A 15,826-nucleotide genomic window follows, 5' to 3' on the forward strand; every position below is an offset into this window, starting at 1 on the left:
CGGCGATCGCATGGTGGCTCAGACCTCATCCCCATAAAGGTCGCGACCCGACAGCACTGACGATGTAGGATACGTTCGGGGCAATCTCTTGATCGCATCGGACAATTCCATTCGATTTCCGGACATTTCAGCCTATGATCCCAATGCGCCTAACAGGTTTCACACCACCTAGGGCGGTTTTGGTTAAAAGCATTAGGGCACCGCAATGGATGTTGATATTGGCCGTCTTCATATCCTGACCCAATCGCTGGACCGGCACAGCGGCAATGCCTCGACCTCGCAACGCGTTCTTGCGCAAAGCGGGTTGGCACCAGACCACGTGGATCCCACCGCCACGACCTATGACGCGCATAAAGAAGCGCTGTTTGTCCGCTATGCCTGCGACGCGCTTCGCGACATCACCTTTGCCGCGCGGGCCGGGTTGGACGTGACCTCGGTTTCAACCCTGACAGGATATATCAGCAAGTATTCCCGCGATTTGAAGCAAGTGACCGAAAACACGTCCCGGTTTCACGGCATAATTGACCCCTCCATAGCGTTCAGCCTGCGCATGGCTGGGAATTTCGCAGCGTTCGAGGCGGATTGGAAAGACCCCAGCTTTGCCCGCTATCATCGCAGAACCGAGTTTCTGTTGTTCGCTGCGCTGGCGCGAATGCGGAACCTGACCCAGACACAGTTCTATCCCATCGAAATGCGGTTTCAGCACGAGATCGGCGAAAACGCGAAGGCCTTTCAGAAACTTGCAGGCTTTCCGGTTGTTTTTGGTGCGGAACGGATGGAGATCATTCTGTCCTTGTCCTCATTGGACCTGCCCGTCCCAACCTATGACCCAAAGCTGCGCGCGCATCTGCTGGAATATGGCGAGCGTATCCTGGCCGAGCGCCGGTCCCCCCAACAGAAGACCCGCGCCAAGGTCGAAGGGCTGATCACCCGCTCGCTGCCCGGCCATATCATTCAGGCCGAAGAGGCCGCCGCCAATCTGGGCATGAGTCCCAGAACTCTAGCCCGCAGGCTAAAGGATGAAGGCACCAGCTTCCGCGAGATTGTCGAAGACCTGAGATGCGATCTTGCGCAGACCTTTATCACCAACCGGATGCCGCTGGCCGAGATCGCCTATTCGCTGGGATATGCGGATCAGGCGGCATTTTCGACCGCGTTCAAGCGGTGGACGGGTCAGGCCCCCAGCGCCTTCAAAACCCGTGTCGAACACCCGATCCGCAACTAGAACCGGGGGTCATCAGCGATTGCGCCTCGCCCCGGCCCGTCCCATGAGTGGACAGGGCCGATATAAGGATGTGCTGAACCCGATCCTTGTGAGTTCGCGCCAATGTGTTTGGCGTGTTAGCCAACCGTGATGGCAAAGAAAAAAGGCGCCTCGGATCCGGGGCGCCTTTGATTTCTATTGATCCAGGAAAGATCGAAGTTTGCGCGACCGGCTGGGATGTTTCAGCTTGCGCAGCGCCTTCGCCTCGATCTGGCGAATACGTTCGCGGGTCACGCTGAACTGCTGGCCGACCTCTTCCAGCGTGTGGTCGGTATTCATGCCGATGCCGAAGCGCATCCGCAGAACCCGTTCTTCGCGCGGGGTCAGCGAGGCCAGAACGCGGGTCGTGGTTTCCTTGAGGTTTTCCTGAATGGCGCTGTCCAGCGGCAGAACGGCATTCTTGTCCTCGATGAAATCGCCAAGCTGGCTGTCTTCCTCGTCGCCGATGGGCGTTTCCAGGCTGATCGGTTCCTTGGCGATTTTCATCACCTTGCGAACCTTTTCCAGCGGCATCTGCAGCTTTTCGGCCAGTTCTTCCGGTGTCGGCTCGCGGCCGATTTCGTGCAGCATCTGGCGGCCAGTCCGGACCAGCTTGTTGATCGTTTCGATCATATGAACCGGAATACGGATCGTCCGCGCCTGATCCGCAATCGAGCGTGTGATCGCCTGACGGATCCACCATGTCGCATAGGTCGAGAACTTGTACCCGCGGCGGTATTCGAACTTGTCCACCGCCTTCATCAGACCGATGTTACCTTCCTGAATAAGATCAAGGAATTGCAGACCACGGTTCGTGTATTTTTTGGCAATCGAGATCACCAGACGCAGGTTGGCTTCGACCATTTCCTTCTTGGCCTGCCGCGCCTCTTTCTCGCCCTTCTGAACCTGCTGCACGATGCGGCGGAATTCAGAGATATCCAGACCGACATACTGACCGACCTGGGCCATATCGTTGCGCAACTCCTCAACCTTGTCGGTCGAGCGTTCGATGAACATCTGCCAGCCCCGGCCCGGCTTTTCCGCCATCTCGGCCAGCCAGTTCGGGTCAAGCTCGCGCCCGCGATAGGCATCGATGAACTCACGACGGTTGATACGGGCCTGGTCGGCCAGTTTCACCATCGAGCTGTCCAGCGACATGACCCGGCGGTTGATGCCGTAAAGCTGGTCAATCAGCGCTTCGATCCGGTTGTTGTGCAGGTGAAGCCCGTTCACCAGCTCAACAATTTCAGCGCGCAGCTTCTGATAGGTCTCTTCGTCTTTTTCGCTGAACGAGCCATCCTCGTTCAAAGTCGCGGAAATCCGGCTGTCCTGCATTTCCGACAGCATCGAGAAGTCGGTTGAGATCCGTTCCAGCGTGGTCAGAACCTGATCTTTTAGCGCGGCTTCCATCGCGGCCAGCGACATGTTGGCCTGATCGTCGTCGTCATCGTCATCGTCATTGTTCAGCGGGTTGCCGTCGGCATCCAGTTCGGGGCCGGTGTCCTTGGCGGGCTTGGCGGCCTGAACGGCGGATGTATCCACCACAGGCTCCTGAACATCGCCGTCCTCGTCCATCTGGTTGCCAAAAGTGGTCTCCAGATCGATGACATCGCGCAAGAGGATGTCTTCGGACAGCAATTCGTCATGCCAGATGGTGATTGCCTGGAAGGTCAGCGGGCTTTCGCACAGACCGGCGATCATGGTGTTCCGGCCAGCCTCAATCCGCTTGGCGATGGCAATCTCGCCCTCGCGGCTCAGCAGTTCGACGCTGCCCATCTCGCGCAGATACATGCGGACGGGATCGTCGGTGCGATCCAGTTTTTCGGTGGCGGCACCAGCCAGCGCAACCTCACGGTTGCTTTCCGTGGTGGTCAGTTCGGTCGAGCCCTTGTTCTCTTCCTCTTCGGCCTCTTCATCTTCGATGATGTTGATGCCCATTTCGGACAGCATCGACATAACGTCTTCGATCTGTTCCGAACTGACCTGATCAGGCGGCAGGACCTGATTGAGCTGATCGTAGGTGATGTAACCTTTCTCGCGGGCCTCGGCGATCATCTTCTTGACCTGGGCCTGGCTCATGTCCAGCGAGATTTCCTGTTCCTGCTCGTCGGATTTGCGGTCTTCGTTCGTATCCTTGGCGGCCATTCAATGCTCCTGCAGGGATGGGTGATTCGTTGGAACCGAATCATTAGCGCGTGAAACTGATTCGGCCACCCGTTTACCCGTTTTTCTTTTCCAGTGCCTTATGAAAACACCACTTTACCGGCGTTTCCGCTCGAAATTGATACCGGACATGATCGCCTCAAACGCATCCTTCTCGTCGCGGTTGATTCGCGCACCGTTGTCGGCGATGTCGAAAATGGCCCTGTCCTCGTTCTGGCTGCGGCTTGCGCGGTTACGCTCTTCGGCGGCCTGACCCACCCGATACGTCAGTGACTCATCAGCCAAGTCGGACAGTTCCTCAGTTGCTTCGGCAATCTCAGCATCCAACCCCCGGAGCGCTTTGATTTTCGCGAGTTCCTCGGCCAGCGTCATCTCGGCCTTTTCAACGTCGCCCGGTTTGAACACACAGGGGATCACTGCGACATGGCGAAGGCCCAGCAGGTTTTCAAGGGGCTCGGGCCCCAAAGTTTCAGCGATGTGGTCTTTCAGATTGTCCGGGTCGTCAATCGCATGGCGCAGAATGGCATCGCGCAAGGCCGCGTGATCCGGATCGCGGCACTCCATATCCTCAAGTTGGTGTTCGAACTGAACAACCACCTGCGGGTTCAGAATGGCAATGGCCAGAATGGCCGCCTCACGCAGGTGGATATCCGCATTCTCCGAAGAGGCCAGGAATGACGACCGCGCGCCCGGCGTTGCCGGTTGCTTCGGCGGCTGCCATTTGCCACGCGGTTGCCACGCACGGTTTTGTGACTGTCTCTGCGGGCGAAACAGTTGCCAGCGCAAATCCTTGATCTCTTGCCCGTAATGGGACCGGATCGATGGGTCGCGGATCAACTTGATCTTATCGCGCAGCACCTTGTCCAACGCCGCCTTGCGTTCGGGGCTGTCGAAAACTTTGCCTTCGGTTTCGCGCTGCCACAGCAGCTTGACCATCGGGATCGCACCATCGAGAACTGCTTGTACGGCCCCCGGCCCTTCGGCGCGCAGCAGGTCGTCAGGGTCCTGCCCTTCGGGCATGATGGCAAAGCGCAGGGACTTACCAGCTTCCAGCAACGGCAGCGCCAGATCAACCGCCCGCATCGCCGCGCGCAGGCCCGCCGTGTCACCATCCAGCGCAATGATCGGCTCGTCCGAAACACGCCACAGAAGTTGCAATTGATGTTCGGTAATCGCCGTCCCCAAAGGCGCCACCGACGCACCAAATCCGGCCTCGGCCAGCGCGATCACGTCCATGTAGCCCTCGGCCACGATCAGCGGCTGACCCTTGCCCGCCGCCTGACGCGCGGGACCATGGTTGTAGAGACTGCGGCCCTTGTCGAACAACTCGGTCTCGGGTGAGTTCAGGTATTTGGCGTTGTCATTCGGGTCCATCGCCCGGCCACCAAACGCAATGCAGCGCCCGCGCGGATCGCGGATCGGATACATGATCCGGTTGCGGAAGGTGTCATAGGGCTTTTTGCCCTTGTTCGAGGTCTTGGCCAGCCCTGCGCCCAGGATCAGATCCTCGGCCACGTTCTTATTGGTCAAATGATCCCACAGCGCCTGCCAGCCATCGGGGGCAAAGCCGATCTCCCACCGATCCAACGCCTGCGCGTCCAGCCCGCGCCGGGTCAGGTAGTCGCGCGCGGCCGCCCCTGCCCCGGTCTTCAGTTGCAGCCGGAAAAACTGTACCGCCTGCTCCATCACCTCGGCCAGTTGCGAGCGGCGGTCCTGTTTTTCCTGCGCTTTCGGATCACGCGCCGGCATCGGCATCCCGGCCTCGCGCGCGAGAATCTCGACCGCTTCGATGAATGAGACATTCTCGGTCTCTTTCACAAAACTGATCGCGTCCCCTTTGGCATGACAGCCGAAGCAGTAATAAAAGCCCTTCTGGTCATCCACATGAAATGACGCGGTTTTTTCGTGGTGGAAGGGGCACGGCGCCCACATATCTCCCTTGCCCTGATTGGATTTGCGCGGGTCCCACATGACTTTGCGACCAACGACCTGAGACAGGCTCAGCCGGGTGCGCAACTCATCCAGAAATCCGGGGGGCAAAGACATGGATCAAACCTGCCAGAAATGAAAACCCGCGCCAAGGGGAAGGCACGGGCTTATCCACAAGGAAATGCGGGATTGTGGATTACTGCTGCAAACACAGCTCCAACCAGGCGGCACCGAGGTCCTTTTTACGCACGTCGCGCATCTTCTGTTCGTAGACCCAGGGCGTGATCAGCGGGATCGCGGCATTGTAGTTCTCGGGCCAGGTCGGACTGCTGTCGGCAACCGCCTGCGGGACATCGCGTTCCTTCACCCTGTCCAAACGCGCCTGCTGAATCGCGGCAACCACATCGGCCTGATACTTGCAGCTTTCTTCCTTGGTTTCAGCAGCGGCCAAGGGCGTGGCAAGCACAGCGGCGGCGATAGCGATACGCAACATTTAGGTCTCCCGGAATCGTTTGTTCGACGGCAGCTTACCCGCCCGCAGCCAGACCTGCCATTGCCCATTTCGGAAAGGTTGTTGGTGTTTCATGAGGGGGCGGACCAACCGCCCCCCTTCCGGCCGAGATCAGAGGCCCTTGGCCCGATAGCTGCTGGCCACGCGGTCGATTGCGACAATATAGGCCGCGGTCCGCAAATCCTCGACATCGTCGCGGCTGTGCCAGACCTCGCGCATCGACTGGTAGGCAATGCGCATGGTGTCATCCAGGCCTGACCGCACAAGCTCCAGCTCGTCCGCGCCCTTCAGGTACTTGGCCTTGAAGTCCGGCGACATCGACCAGGCATCACCGAGATAGCGATCGAGCCGCTCCAATTCGCTGACAATCAGCTCATGCCGCGCCTCTTCCTGACGGCGCTGCATCCGGCCAAAGCGAATATGGCTGAGGTTCTTGACCCACTCGAAATAGGACACCGTCACACCGCCCGCATTGGCATACATATCAGGGATGATCACCGTGCCCTTCTTGCGCAGGATTTCATCGGCCCCGGCCGTCACCGGACCGTTCGCGGCTTCGATGATCAGCGGCGCCTGAATGCGCTCAGCGTTGCTGAGATTGATCACACCTTCCAAAGCAGCCGGGATCAGGATGTCGCATTCGGCCTCCAACACGGCCCCGCCTTCGGCAGAGTGGGTCGCGTCCGGGTAATTCTTGACACCGCCATGCTTGACGATCCACTGGCGCACGGCTTCGACGTCGATACCGTCAGGGTTATACAGCGCCCCATCCCATTCGATGATCCCCACAATGCGCGAGCCATCTTCTTCGCTGAGGAATTTCGCAGCGTGATAGCCCACATTGCCGAGCCCCTGCACCACAATGCGTTTCCCGTCCAATTTGCCGGACAACCCGGCTTTGGCGATGTCTTCCGGGTGGCGGAAAAACTCGCGCAGAGCATACTGAATGCCGCGCCCCGTTGCCTCGACCCGCCCGGCGATGCCACCCGCGTTCAGCGGCTTGCCGGTCACACAGGCCCGCGCGTTGATGTCGGTTGTGTTCATCCGCGCGTATTGGTCGGCCATCCAGGCCATTTCACGTTCACCAGTCCCCATGTCAGGGGCCGGAACGTTTTGCGACGGATTGATCAGGTCACGCTTGGCAAGCTCATAGGCAAAGCGCCGCGTGATCTGCTCCAGCTCATGTTCCTCATACTGGCGCGGATCGATGCATAGCCCGCCTTTCGAGCCGCCAAAGGGCGTTTCAACCAGCGCACATTTGTAGGTCATCAGCGCGGCCAGCGCTTCGACTTCGTCCTGGTTGACCGCCGTGGCGTAACGAATACCGCCTTTTACAGGCTCCATATGTTCGGAATGAACCGAACGATAACCGGTGAACGTGTGAATTTCGCCGCGCAATCGAACACCGAACCGCACCGTGTAGGTGGCGTTGCAGACCCGTATCTTTTCCTCCAACCCCGGGGGCATATCCATCAGGGACGCCGCCCTGTTGAACATCAGGTCTACACTCTCACGAAAGCTGGGTTCTTTGATGCCGGTCATAAAATCCTCCGTACCGGTAACTGACAAACGTCATGACGTTTTGTCGCACCACTTACTCGATGCTGCAATCTTCTCTTGCACTTTTTTTCATCACTTCCTGAAGGATTGGTTATCGGCTAAGGGCCTGAGTCGTCCGGTTAAGACTCCCCTGGGAATTGTTCGCCCTGACGAAACAAAGCTGACAAGCAACCCCAAACTGCGGCCGATTTTCATTCAATAATAGCATCATAGTGGCAAAGGCGCCCAAATCTCGCCACGTTCCACGGCTAATTTATTAAAGTTGCGACGGATTGAGATCAGTGTGCCTGACCGGCAGAGGGACTCATTATGAAGAAATTTGACTGGAAGCGGATTATCGACAAACCAAAGCGCGCAGACCGGCATGGATCTGCGCCGCATTCGTTTGTCCGGTCAGAAGACGGGACCATGACGATCTTTACGCTGGTCCTTATAATGATCGTATTTGCCGTCGGAGGATTTGCCGTTGACATCATGCGCTTTGACCACGAGCGCGCGCGGCTTCAATACTCGCTGGATCGTGCAGTTTTGGCGGCGACCGACCTGGCGCAGGACCTTTGCCCCACAGAAGTCATCGAAGATTATCTGGATAAAGAAGGTTTAAAAGAATTTCTTCTGAAGGATCAAATTGTCATCGAACCTGCAAACCTTTGCGGTTCCGACGCTGTGACCATTGAAGGTTTCCGTCGCGTCGAGGCGACCGCAGTTATGCCCGTCAAAATGCACTTCATGCAGTGGTGGGACGTTGATACGATCACGACTTCGGTTGTCAGCGCCGCGGAAGAAGCGCTGGGGAATGTCGAGATTTCGATGGTTCTGGATGTTTCTGGCTCGATGAACCGGAACAGCCGCCTTACGACGCTGAAACTGGCGGCACAGGAATTTGTGCAGGAAATGGTCGATAAATCCGAAGACGGCAAAATGTCGATTTCGATCATTCCTTACGCGACGCAAGTTGCGCTGCCGGATTCTGTGATGGGATACCTGAACACCGACGGTGTTAATCCGCATGCAAATTGCATCAACTTTGAAACCGCTCAATTTCAGACCAGCGATTTCGATCTGAACCTGGTGTATGATCGCACACTGCATTTCACTCCTTGGAACAATTACGACCAGCGCCCGGTGAATAACAATCTGGTCTACAGCGAAATTTGTGAGACCGACGAGAACCGTGAAGCAATGATCTTTCAGAAGGATGCAGACCTTCTAAAAGATAAAATTGAATCGTTTGTCGCGGATGGGAATACGTCGATCGACCTTGGCGTTAAATGGGGCCTGACCCTGCTTGACGACAGCTTCCAACCCGTAGTTGCGCAGATGGCGGCCGCAGGTGATGTTCCATCCGAGTTCGCATCTCGCCCGGACAACCCGCGAAGCGGTGATACACTCAAAGTTATGATACTTATGACGGACGGTGCGAATACGACCCAATACTGGACGAACGATCCCTACCGCGATGGTAAGTCCGGCGTTTGCTGGAACGATGGGCTGAACGAATACGTTTCATACGCAGATTTGGATGAAAATGACGAAATCACCATTGAATTCGATACAGACTACATCTGGCCAGATGTCGACATGATCGAATGGGACTCGTCAAATGGCGGCGCGTATTGGGTTAGAGACGAGCTCCAGCCCACTTGCTTTGGCAACACGATTGTAAACACCGATACCCTCACTTACGTAAACGCGGACAGCGTCGCGACAGCTGAAGAAGTGGACCCAACCGGTGAGTACGTAAGGGGGTTTATTCAGTACCGTTGCCTGGCCTTCTCCGGTACCACGGGTGAATGCGTAAGCCTTGATAGGGACAATCCGCGCGTAAAAACCTACCTCGACTTAGACGTACAGCCTTCGGACAATCTGACATGGCCAGAGTTGTGGGAACGAGCAACGCGATACAACCTGTACCAGCGCTTCTATGACTACTACGGTTCTAGCTGGGCCTACGACTTTTACTATGACGCCGTTTCATCAAGCGGCCAGGGTACGAAAGATCCTCGTGTGCGCTCGATGTGCACCTACGCGAAAGACCAAATGGGTGTCGTAATCTTTACTATCTCATTGGAAGCCCCGAGCGCGGGCCGCGCGATCATGCAGCATTGCCGCACGGACGTCGGAACATATTATGAAGCCACACCAGAAGATCTGCCAAACGTGTTTGCTTCGATTACATCGAGCATTCGAAACCTGAGGCTCACACAATGATCACACGCCTTGTAAATAATCTGCGCCGATTTCGCGGCAAAGAAGACGGAATGGCCACTATTGAATTCGTGTTCTGGTTCCCGGTCTTCATGATGACAACCTATTCCGGTGTCGAAATGGGGATCGTGGCCTGGAACCACACCAACTTGGAACGGGCACTGGATGAGACCATTCAGGACGTCCGTATGAACCGTATTGAAGAATACGATTCTAGCATCGGCGCAGTGTGGACGCATACCTTGCTGAAACAGATCATTTGCGACAAGGCTGGCGTCATCCCGGATTGTTTCGACAACCTGGCATTGGAAATGCTCTCGATCAATCCTTACGCTGAAGACAGTATCTTCAGCGACAATCCCGAGTCAGATCTCGGCAGCGTATTCAGCAACCCTTATTGCGTTGATACGCCTGAAGAAGTGCGCGGAAAAGAAGACCAGTTGTTCACGCCCGGTACGTCCAATCAATTGATGGTCGTTCGGGCTTGCATTGAAGTCGATCCGCTGTTTTTTGGCACAACGCTGGGACGATTGGCCCAACAAGACCCAGACGGCCAGTACGAACTGCATTCAACAACGGTGTTTGTCCATGAACCGTTTTAAGAACTACATCGTTCAACCAACAGCCAATCGGCTCGCACATTTCTTCCGCAAGGAGGACGGGATCGTGAGCATCGAGGCGGTCATGATTTTTCCGCTTCTGTTCTGGTCAATCTGGGCCTCCTACACATTCTTTGACGGCTATCGTCAAAGCGCTCGAAACCTGAAGGCGGCCTATGCAGTCGCTGACATTCTTTCTCGCGAAAAGAACTTGGTTACGGCCAATTACATTTCGAACATGTATGACCTGCAAAAATTCATGGTCGCAGACCGGTCAACTGTGTCTATGCGAATTTCTTTCGTCCGCTTTAACGCGGGCGAAAACGAAGCGGACGGAGGAAGCTACGAAAAGCTCTGGTCTTGCGTCCGAGGCGACAGCTTTGACGAATTGGATAACCAAACTCTTAACGAAGAATTCAAAGGGCGTATTCCTGTAATGGCGGACAGGGCCACAATGATCCTGGTCGAAACAAAAGACTGGTATACTCGACCCTTCAGAATCGGGTACGGGGATCATTCGTTCGCCATCGACAAGTTTATTTTCACTCAACCGCGTGGATATACGCAGATTGTCGCAGCTGACGACTGCTAAACCCCTTCCCTCTCCATCAGCATGGCCGAGAGCATTTCTGACATGAACTTGGCCTCGGAGGCGGCGGTCATGCCGCCGACGCCAACACGTCGTCCAAGCCGCCACCACAATCCTGGTGCCCAGGTGTTACCCGGTTTCGACCGCATGCGGACCAGAAATCCGTTTGACGGCTTGAAGGCGAACACGCCCCGGTCCACCGCTTCGATCTCGTCCACGATTGCGATCACCTGCCCTGTTCCGGTGCGCAGTTCGGTACGGGTCAGTTCGATCCGGTCCTGCGTTGCGTGCCAGACGCGATAGGCCAGCCACATAGCCGCCCCACCAACGATCAGCAGGAAAATCTGCCACACCAGCGCGGGTGGGGTGGCAAAGGCGACATACAGAACAAGAAGGCCAACAGTTGACAACATAGCAACCCCCGCCCAGCGTCTGGGCGCTGAGGCCTCTATTGTTGCCAGCACTTCATCTTGCATGGATGCCTCCGCTTTGTACGGGACCCGTCTATCCGCTTTTTCCACGGAAAAACAGGGCCACCGATATCTGCACAAATTCGCACAAGTCCAGTGGGTTTATGCAAATTGACCGCAGCAATGCAGGGGTTACATGCTGTGCAAAGGAATAGGAGGCACTCATGTCCCTGAGACCCACTTTGGAAACCCGCAAAGCCATGCCCACGATGGAAGGGGCTGGCGTCAAATTACATCGCGCGTTCGGATTTCAGGATCCGTCGGAACTGGACCCGTTTCTGCTGTTCGATGATTTCCGCAACGAGCGTCCGCAGGACTATCAGGCCGGATTTCCATGGCACCCCCATCGCGGGATCGAAACCATCACCTATGTGCTGGCCGGAACGGTCGAGCATTCGGATTCGCTTGGCAACAGCGGCACGCTGGGCGCAGGCGATGTGCAATGGATGACCGCCGGGTCGGGCATTCTGCATCAGGAGATGCCGCACGGGAATACCAGCGGTCAGATGCATGGCTTTCAACTTTGGGGCAACCTGCCCTCGGCCCAGAAGATGACTGCGCCGCGCTATCAGGATGTGCAAAGCAAGGACATCCCCGAGGTCATCGACGATGACGGCACAATCGTGCGCGTGATTGTGGGTGAGTTCTGGGGCAAGACCGGCCCGGTGGATGGCATTGCAGCGGACCCTCAGTATCTGGATGTTCAGATCCCGGCGGGTGTGAAAAAGACCTTTCGCATCGATACCTACCGCCGCGCCTTTGCCTATGTCTTTCAGGGGCAGGCCGCGTTTGCCGATGCCTCGCAGCCGACCGGCGTTCTGTTGGAAAAAGAAATTGCCGGGGAAGAGGTGAACATCCGCGATATGTCCGGTGACCGTACTCTGGTGCGCTTTGGAACAGGCGATGAGGTCACCGTTCAGGCCGGGCCCGAGGGCGTGCGCTTTCTGCTGATCTCGGGCGCGCCGATTGATGAGCCTGTGGCCTGGCATGGCCCGATTGTGATGAACACGCGGGCCGAACTGGAACAGGCGTTTCGCGAACTGCGCAACGGCACCTTCATCCGCCCGGCGCATTAGCCGTCAAAGCGGCCTGGCTTCGGTCAGGCCGCGACCGCGCGGCGAACCATGTCCCAGTAAATCTGCTCGACCTCGTCCAGCGACAGCCGCCCTCCGGCCCGATACCATGTCATGACGCCGTTCAGCATTGCGATCACCGCAAGCGTCGCGATCTTGGTGTCCGAAATCGCAAATTCACCCGCTTGCTGGCCCTTGTGCAGGATCGTTTCCAGCGCGTCTTCGTATCGGCGGCGCAGGTCTTCGATCTCGGTAAAGTTCTCGGGCGTCAGATTGCGCAACTCCATATAGGCGATAAAGACCTCGTCCGGGCGTTCCAGATGGAACCGGATATGGAAACCAACAAAGCGGCGCAACGCCTCTTGCGGATCGGATGCGGTGTTCAAATCGGCATAGGCCTGCAACAGATCCTGCATGTGTTCGCGCATCAGGCGGAACAGCAGGCTTTGTTTGTCCGGGGTGTAGTTGTAAAGCGCCCCGGCCTGTACCCCGACCTCTTTTGCGATCTGGCGCATCGACACCGCCGCATAGCCGTGACGGGCAAAAAGCCTTAACGCGGCGCCGCGAATGCGCGGTCCGGTGATGTCCGAATGTGATCCCTGTGTGCGTGCCATGAAAACACCGTATCTGAACAAACGTTCAGATAGAAGCCCGCTTGATCCGATCCGGCAAAAGGTGCATCACGGGGGGACCTGCGCCAGAGAGAGCCTTTGTCGATGAAAGCTTTGCCCTTTTTGATCCTGACGGTTGTTCTGGCAAGCTGTGCCGATATTCCGGAGTTGGACGGGGTCGAACCGCGCGGGATCCAAAAAGCCGCCTATCCACGTCTGATCCCGCTGCAGGACACGCTGGGCGCACCGGTGGATCCTGTCAGCGAGGCGGAAGAGGTCGAAGAAGACCTGACCACCCGCAGCGAGGCGCTGAAGAAAAAGGCCGAAGCGCTTCAGAACGCTGAAACCAACTAGCTTAAACCGGTCAGGGCCTAGTGACGGATTGCACCCCCGGCCTGAACCCGCTAAGGCAGCGCTGAACGGACAAAAGCGTCCGGTTTCAGAACATGTCGAGCGGAAAGGAACCCACGGAATGACACAGGCGCTGCGGCTTGGAATTGCGGGCTTGGGAACGGTTGGTGTGGGTGTCGTCAAGATCATCCGCCGTCATGCGGATCTGCTGCAGGCCCGCACGGGGCGTCGGATCGAAATCGTGGCCGTGTCGGCCCGCGACCCCAACAAGGATCGCGGCGTGAACCTCTCTGACTATGCGTGGGAGGTTGATCCGGTCGCTTTGGCCAAGCGCGACGACATTGATGTCTATGTGGAACTGATGGGCGGCGAGAACGGTCCGGCCAAAGCCTCGGTCGAGGCGGCGCTGGCCAGCGGCAAGGATGTGGTCACCGCCAACAAGGCGCTGCTGGCGATCCACGGTCAGGACCTTGCGGAACAGGCCGAGGCCGCAGGGCGCGTCATCCGGTTCGAGGCCGCCGTGGCGGGCGGTATCCCGGTGATCAAATCCCTGACCGAAGGTCTGGCCGGGAACGAAATTACCCGCGTCATGGGCGTCATGAACGGCACCTGCAACTATATCCTGACCCGGATGCAATCGCAGCGTCAGGGCTATAACGCGCTGTTCGATGAATGTGCCGAGCTTGGCTATCTTGAGGCGGACCCGAACCTCGACGTCGGCGGCATCGACGCGGCGCATAAACTTGCGCTGTTGTCGTCGATCGCGTTTGGCACCAAACCAAATTTCGACGGGATCGAGATCGAAGGCATTCAACAAATCAGCCTGGAAGATATCGATCAGGCCCATGACATGGGCTTTCGCATCAAACTGCTGGGCGTAGCCCAGCGGACGGCACGCGGTCTGGAACAGCGGATGCAGCCATGTCTTGTGCCCAGCGACTCACCACTGGGTCAGTTGGAAGGCGGCACCAATATGGTCGTGATCGAAGGCGACGCGGTGGAACAGGTTGTTCTGCGTGGCCCCGGTGCAGGGGAAGGCCCGACCGCAAGTGCGGTGATGGGCGATGTCTGCGATCTGGCGCGTGGGCTGCAAATCTCGACCTTCGGCCGCCCGGCGAATTCGCTGGAAGACGCCACCCCGGCCCGCACCGGCCTGCCCGCCCCCTACTATCTGCGGCTGGCCCTGTTCGACAAACCGGGCGCACTGGCCAAAATCGCGGCCATTCTGGGCGATGCCGGGGTTTCGATCGACCGGATGCGCCAGTATGGGCACAGCGACGACACCGCGCCGGTTCTGATCGTGACGCATAAGACCACACGCGCCACTCTGGACGTGGCGCTGGACGGGTTCCGCGACACGGATGTTGTTGCCGGTGAACCTGTCGCCTTGCGGATCGAACAGGTCTGACCCCTTGCGGCCTGCGCCTCGTGCAGGCTATGCCAGACGTACCGTCATTGCCGACCAAAGGAATACATCGCATGAGTGCTGCCAAGATCGATTTTAACGACCGCCTGTTGTCATTGGGACTTGCGCGGGTTGCAGAACAGGCGGCGCTTGCCTCGGCCTCGCTGGTGGGGCGCGGTGACGAGAAAGCCGCCGACCAGGCCGCGGTCAACGCGATGCGCGAGCAGTTGAACCTGCTGGATATCGCGGGCGTGGTCGTCATCGGTGAAGGTGAACGGGACGAAGCTCCGATGCTGTATATCGGTGAAGAGGTCGGCACCGGGAACGGCCCCGGAGTGGACATCGCGCTGGACCCGCTGGAAGGCACCACGCTGACGGCCAAGGACATGCCCAACGCGCTGACCGTGATCGCCATGGGTCCGCGCGGTTCGATGCTGCACGCGCCGGACGTCTACATGGACAAGCTGGCCGTGGGTCCGGGCTACGCCGAAGGCGTTGTCAATCTGGACATGAGCCCGCGTGAGCGTGTTGAGGCCTTGGCCAAGGCCAAAGGCTGCGAGCCTGCCGATATCACCGTCTGCATTCTGGAACGCCCGCGTCATGAGACGATGATTGCCGAAGTGCGCGAGACCGGAGCCTCGATCCGCCTGATCACCGATGGTGACGTGGCGGGCGTGATGCATTGTGCCGAAAGCGAAGTGACCGGCATCGACATGTATATGGGTCAAGGCGGCGCGCCCGAGGGCGTTTTGGCCGCAGCCGCGCTGAAATGTATGGGGGGTCAGATTTTTGGCCGTCTGCTGTTCCGCAATGATGACGAACGTGGCCGTGCAGCCAAAGCGGGCATCACCGATCTGGACCGCGTCTATGCGCGCGACGAAATGGTGACCGCAGATGTAATTTTTGCCGCGACCGGTGTGACGGGTGGATCGCTGCTGCCGCGCATCAAGCGTGAGCCGGGTTGGGTTGAGACCACGACTCTGCTGATGCGCTCGAAAACTGGCTCAGTCCGCCGTATGTCCTACCGAACGCCGATGTGGTCGCACGACACTTGATAGCGGCTTGCGCCGATGCCTTCGGCGAGAGTATTTGTAAAAAGATGAAGAGGCCGGGT

General features: G+C 57.8%; 14 protein-coding genes. 8 read left to right on the forward strand and 6 right to left on the reverse strand.

From position 1 onward, the window contains the following. Positions 1–205: 205 nt before the first annotated feature. Positions 206–1,225, forward strand: a complete 1,020-nt coding sequence (locus ACR0AC_RS01345) for a helix-turn-helix domain-containing protein (RefSeq protein ID WP_480871688.1) — start codon at positions 206–208, stop codon at positions 1,223–1,225. 174 nt (positions 1,226–1,399) lie between these two features. Here the strand turns inward: ACR0AC_RS01345 and rpoD are convergent, their stop codons facing one another. The 4 genes from rpoD to ACR0AC_RS01365 form a co-directional block, all read right to left on the reverse strand. Next, positions 1,400–3,388 (reverse strand): RNA polymerase sigma factor RpoD, encoded by a 1,989-nt coding sequence (gene rpoD, locus ACR0AC_RS01350; RefSeq protein ID WP_170621570.1) that lies wholly within the window; start codon positions 3,386–3,388, stop codon positions 1,400–1,402. A gap of 114 nt (positions 3,389–3,502) precedes the next feature. Beyond that, a complete protein-coding gene (dnaG, locus tag ACR0AC_RS01355) occupies positions 3,503–5,452 on the reverse strand; it encodes a DNA primase (protein WP_480871689.1) in 1,950 nt (649 codons plus the stop codon). Between the two features lie 79 nt (positions 5,453–5,531). After that, on the reverse strand, positions 5,532–5,828 hold the full coding sequence (locus tag ACR0AC_RS01360) for a hypothetical protein (RefSeq protein ID WP_170451594.1): 297 nt from the start codon (positions 5,826–5,828) through the stop codon (positions 5,532–5,534). 129 nt (positions 5,829–5,957) lie between these two features. After that, the gene (locus tag ACR0AC_RS01365; RefSeq protein ID WP_170451596.1) at positions 5,958–7,388 is read right to left on the reverse strand and encodes a Glu/Leu/Phe/Val family dehydrogenase; all 1,431 of its coding nucleotides are present in this window, start codon (positions 7,386–7,388) and stop codon (positions 5,958–5,960) included. Between the two features lie 327 nt (positions 7,389–7,715). Between ACR0AC_RS01365 and ACR0AC_RS01370 the strand changes: the two genes are divergently transcribed. Genes ACR0AC_RS01370 through ACR0AC_RS01380 form a run of 3 tightly spaced genes read left to right on the forward strand, consistent with a single transcriptional unit; the run spans position 7,716 to position 10,805 of the window. Continuing rightward, the gene (locus tag ACR0AC_RS01370) at positions 7,716–9,617 is read left to right on the forward strand and encodes a pilus assembly protein TadG-related protein (RefSeq protein WP_480871690.1); all 1,902 of its coding nucleotides are present in this window, start codon (positions 7,716–7,718) and stop codon (positions 9,615–9,617) included. Then, the gene (locus ACR0AC_RS01375) at positions 9,614–10,216 is read left to right on the forward strand and encodes a TadE/TadG family type IV pilus assembly protein (protein ID WP_480871691.1); all 603 of its coding nucleotides are present in this window, start codon (positions 9,614–9,616) and stop codon (positions 10,214–10,216) included. Before ACR0AC_RS01370 ends, ACR0AC_RS01375 begins: the two co-directional genes overlap by 4 nt. Continuing rightward, positions 10,203–10,805 carry a TadE/TadG family type IV pilus assembly protein gene (locus ACR0AC_RS01380; protein ID WP_480871692.1) on the forward strand — a complete coding sequence of 201 codons (603 nt, stop codon included), beginning with the start codon at positions 10,203–10,205 and terminating at the stop codon, positions 10,803–10,805. Before ACR0AC_RS01375 ends, ACR0AC_RS01380 begins: the two co-directional genes overlap by 14 nt. On the opposite strand, the gene ACR0AC_RS01385 is transcribed toward ACR0AC_RS01380, so the two are convergent. After that, on the reverse strand, positions 10,802–11,215 hold the full coding sequence (locus ACR0AC_RS01385; protein WP_170734489.1) for a hypothetical protein: 414 nt from the start codon (positions 11,213–11,215) through the stop codon (positions 10,802–10,804). The two genes, ACR0AC_RS01380 and ACR0AC_RS01385, sit on opposite strands and share 4 nt — an antisense overlap. 221 nt (positions 11,216–11,436) lie before the next feature. Here ACR0AC_RS01385 and ACR0AC_RS01390 point away from each other — a divergent pair, with 221 nt between their 5' ends. Continuing rightward, on the forward strand, positions 11,437–12,348 hold the full coding sequence (locus ACR0AC_RS01390; RefSeq protein WP_170621567.1) for a pirin family protein: 912 nt from the start codon (positions 11,437–11,439) through the stop codon (positions 12,346–12,348). Positions 12,349–12,371: 23 nt separating this feature from the next. On the opposite strand, the gene ACR0AC_RS01395 is transcribed toward ACR0AC_RS01390, so the two are convergent. Continuing rightward, a complete protein-coding gene (locus ACR0AC_RS01395; protein WP_170621566.1) occupies positions 12,372–12,959 on the reverse strand; it encodes a TetR/AcrR family transcriptional regulator in 588 nt (195 codons plus the stop codon). 102 nt (positions 12,960–13,061) lie between these two features. Between ACR0AC_RS01395 and ACR0AC_RS01400 the strand changes: the two genes are divergently transcribed. From ACR0AC_RS01400 to glpX, 3 genes are all read left to right on the forward strand, one after another. Further along, positions 13,062–13,310, forward strand: coding sequence for a hypothetical protein (locus tag ACR0AC_RS01400; RefSeq protein ID WP_170621565.1), 249 nt, complete (start codon positions 13,062–13,064; stop codon positions 13,308–13,310). A 118-nt stretch (positions 13,311–13,428) separates the two neighbouring features. After that, complete coding sequence (locus tag ACR0AC_RS01405; RefSeq protein ID WP_170621564.1) at positions 13,429–14,715, forward strand: homoserine dehydrogenase; 1,287 nt, start codon at positions 13,429–13,431, stop codon at positions 14,713–14,715. Positions 14,716–14,786: 71 nt separating this feature from the next. Continuing rightward, positions 14,787–15,767, forward strand: a complete 981-nt coding sequence (gene glpX / locus ACR0AC_RS01410) for a class II fructose-bisphosphatase (RefSeq protein WP_480871693.1) — start codon at positions 14,787–14,789, stop codon at positions 15,765–15,767. The last annotated feature ends 59 nt before the right edge of the window (positions 15,768–15,826 follow it).

Source organism: Ruegeria sp. H7 (assembly GCF_056532945.1).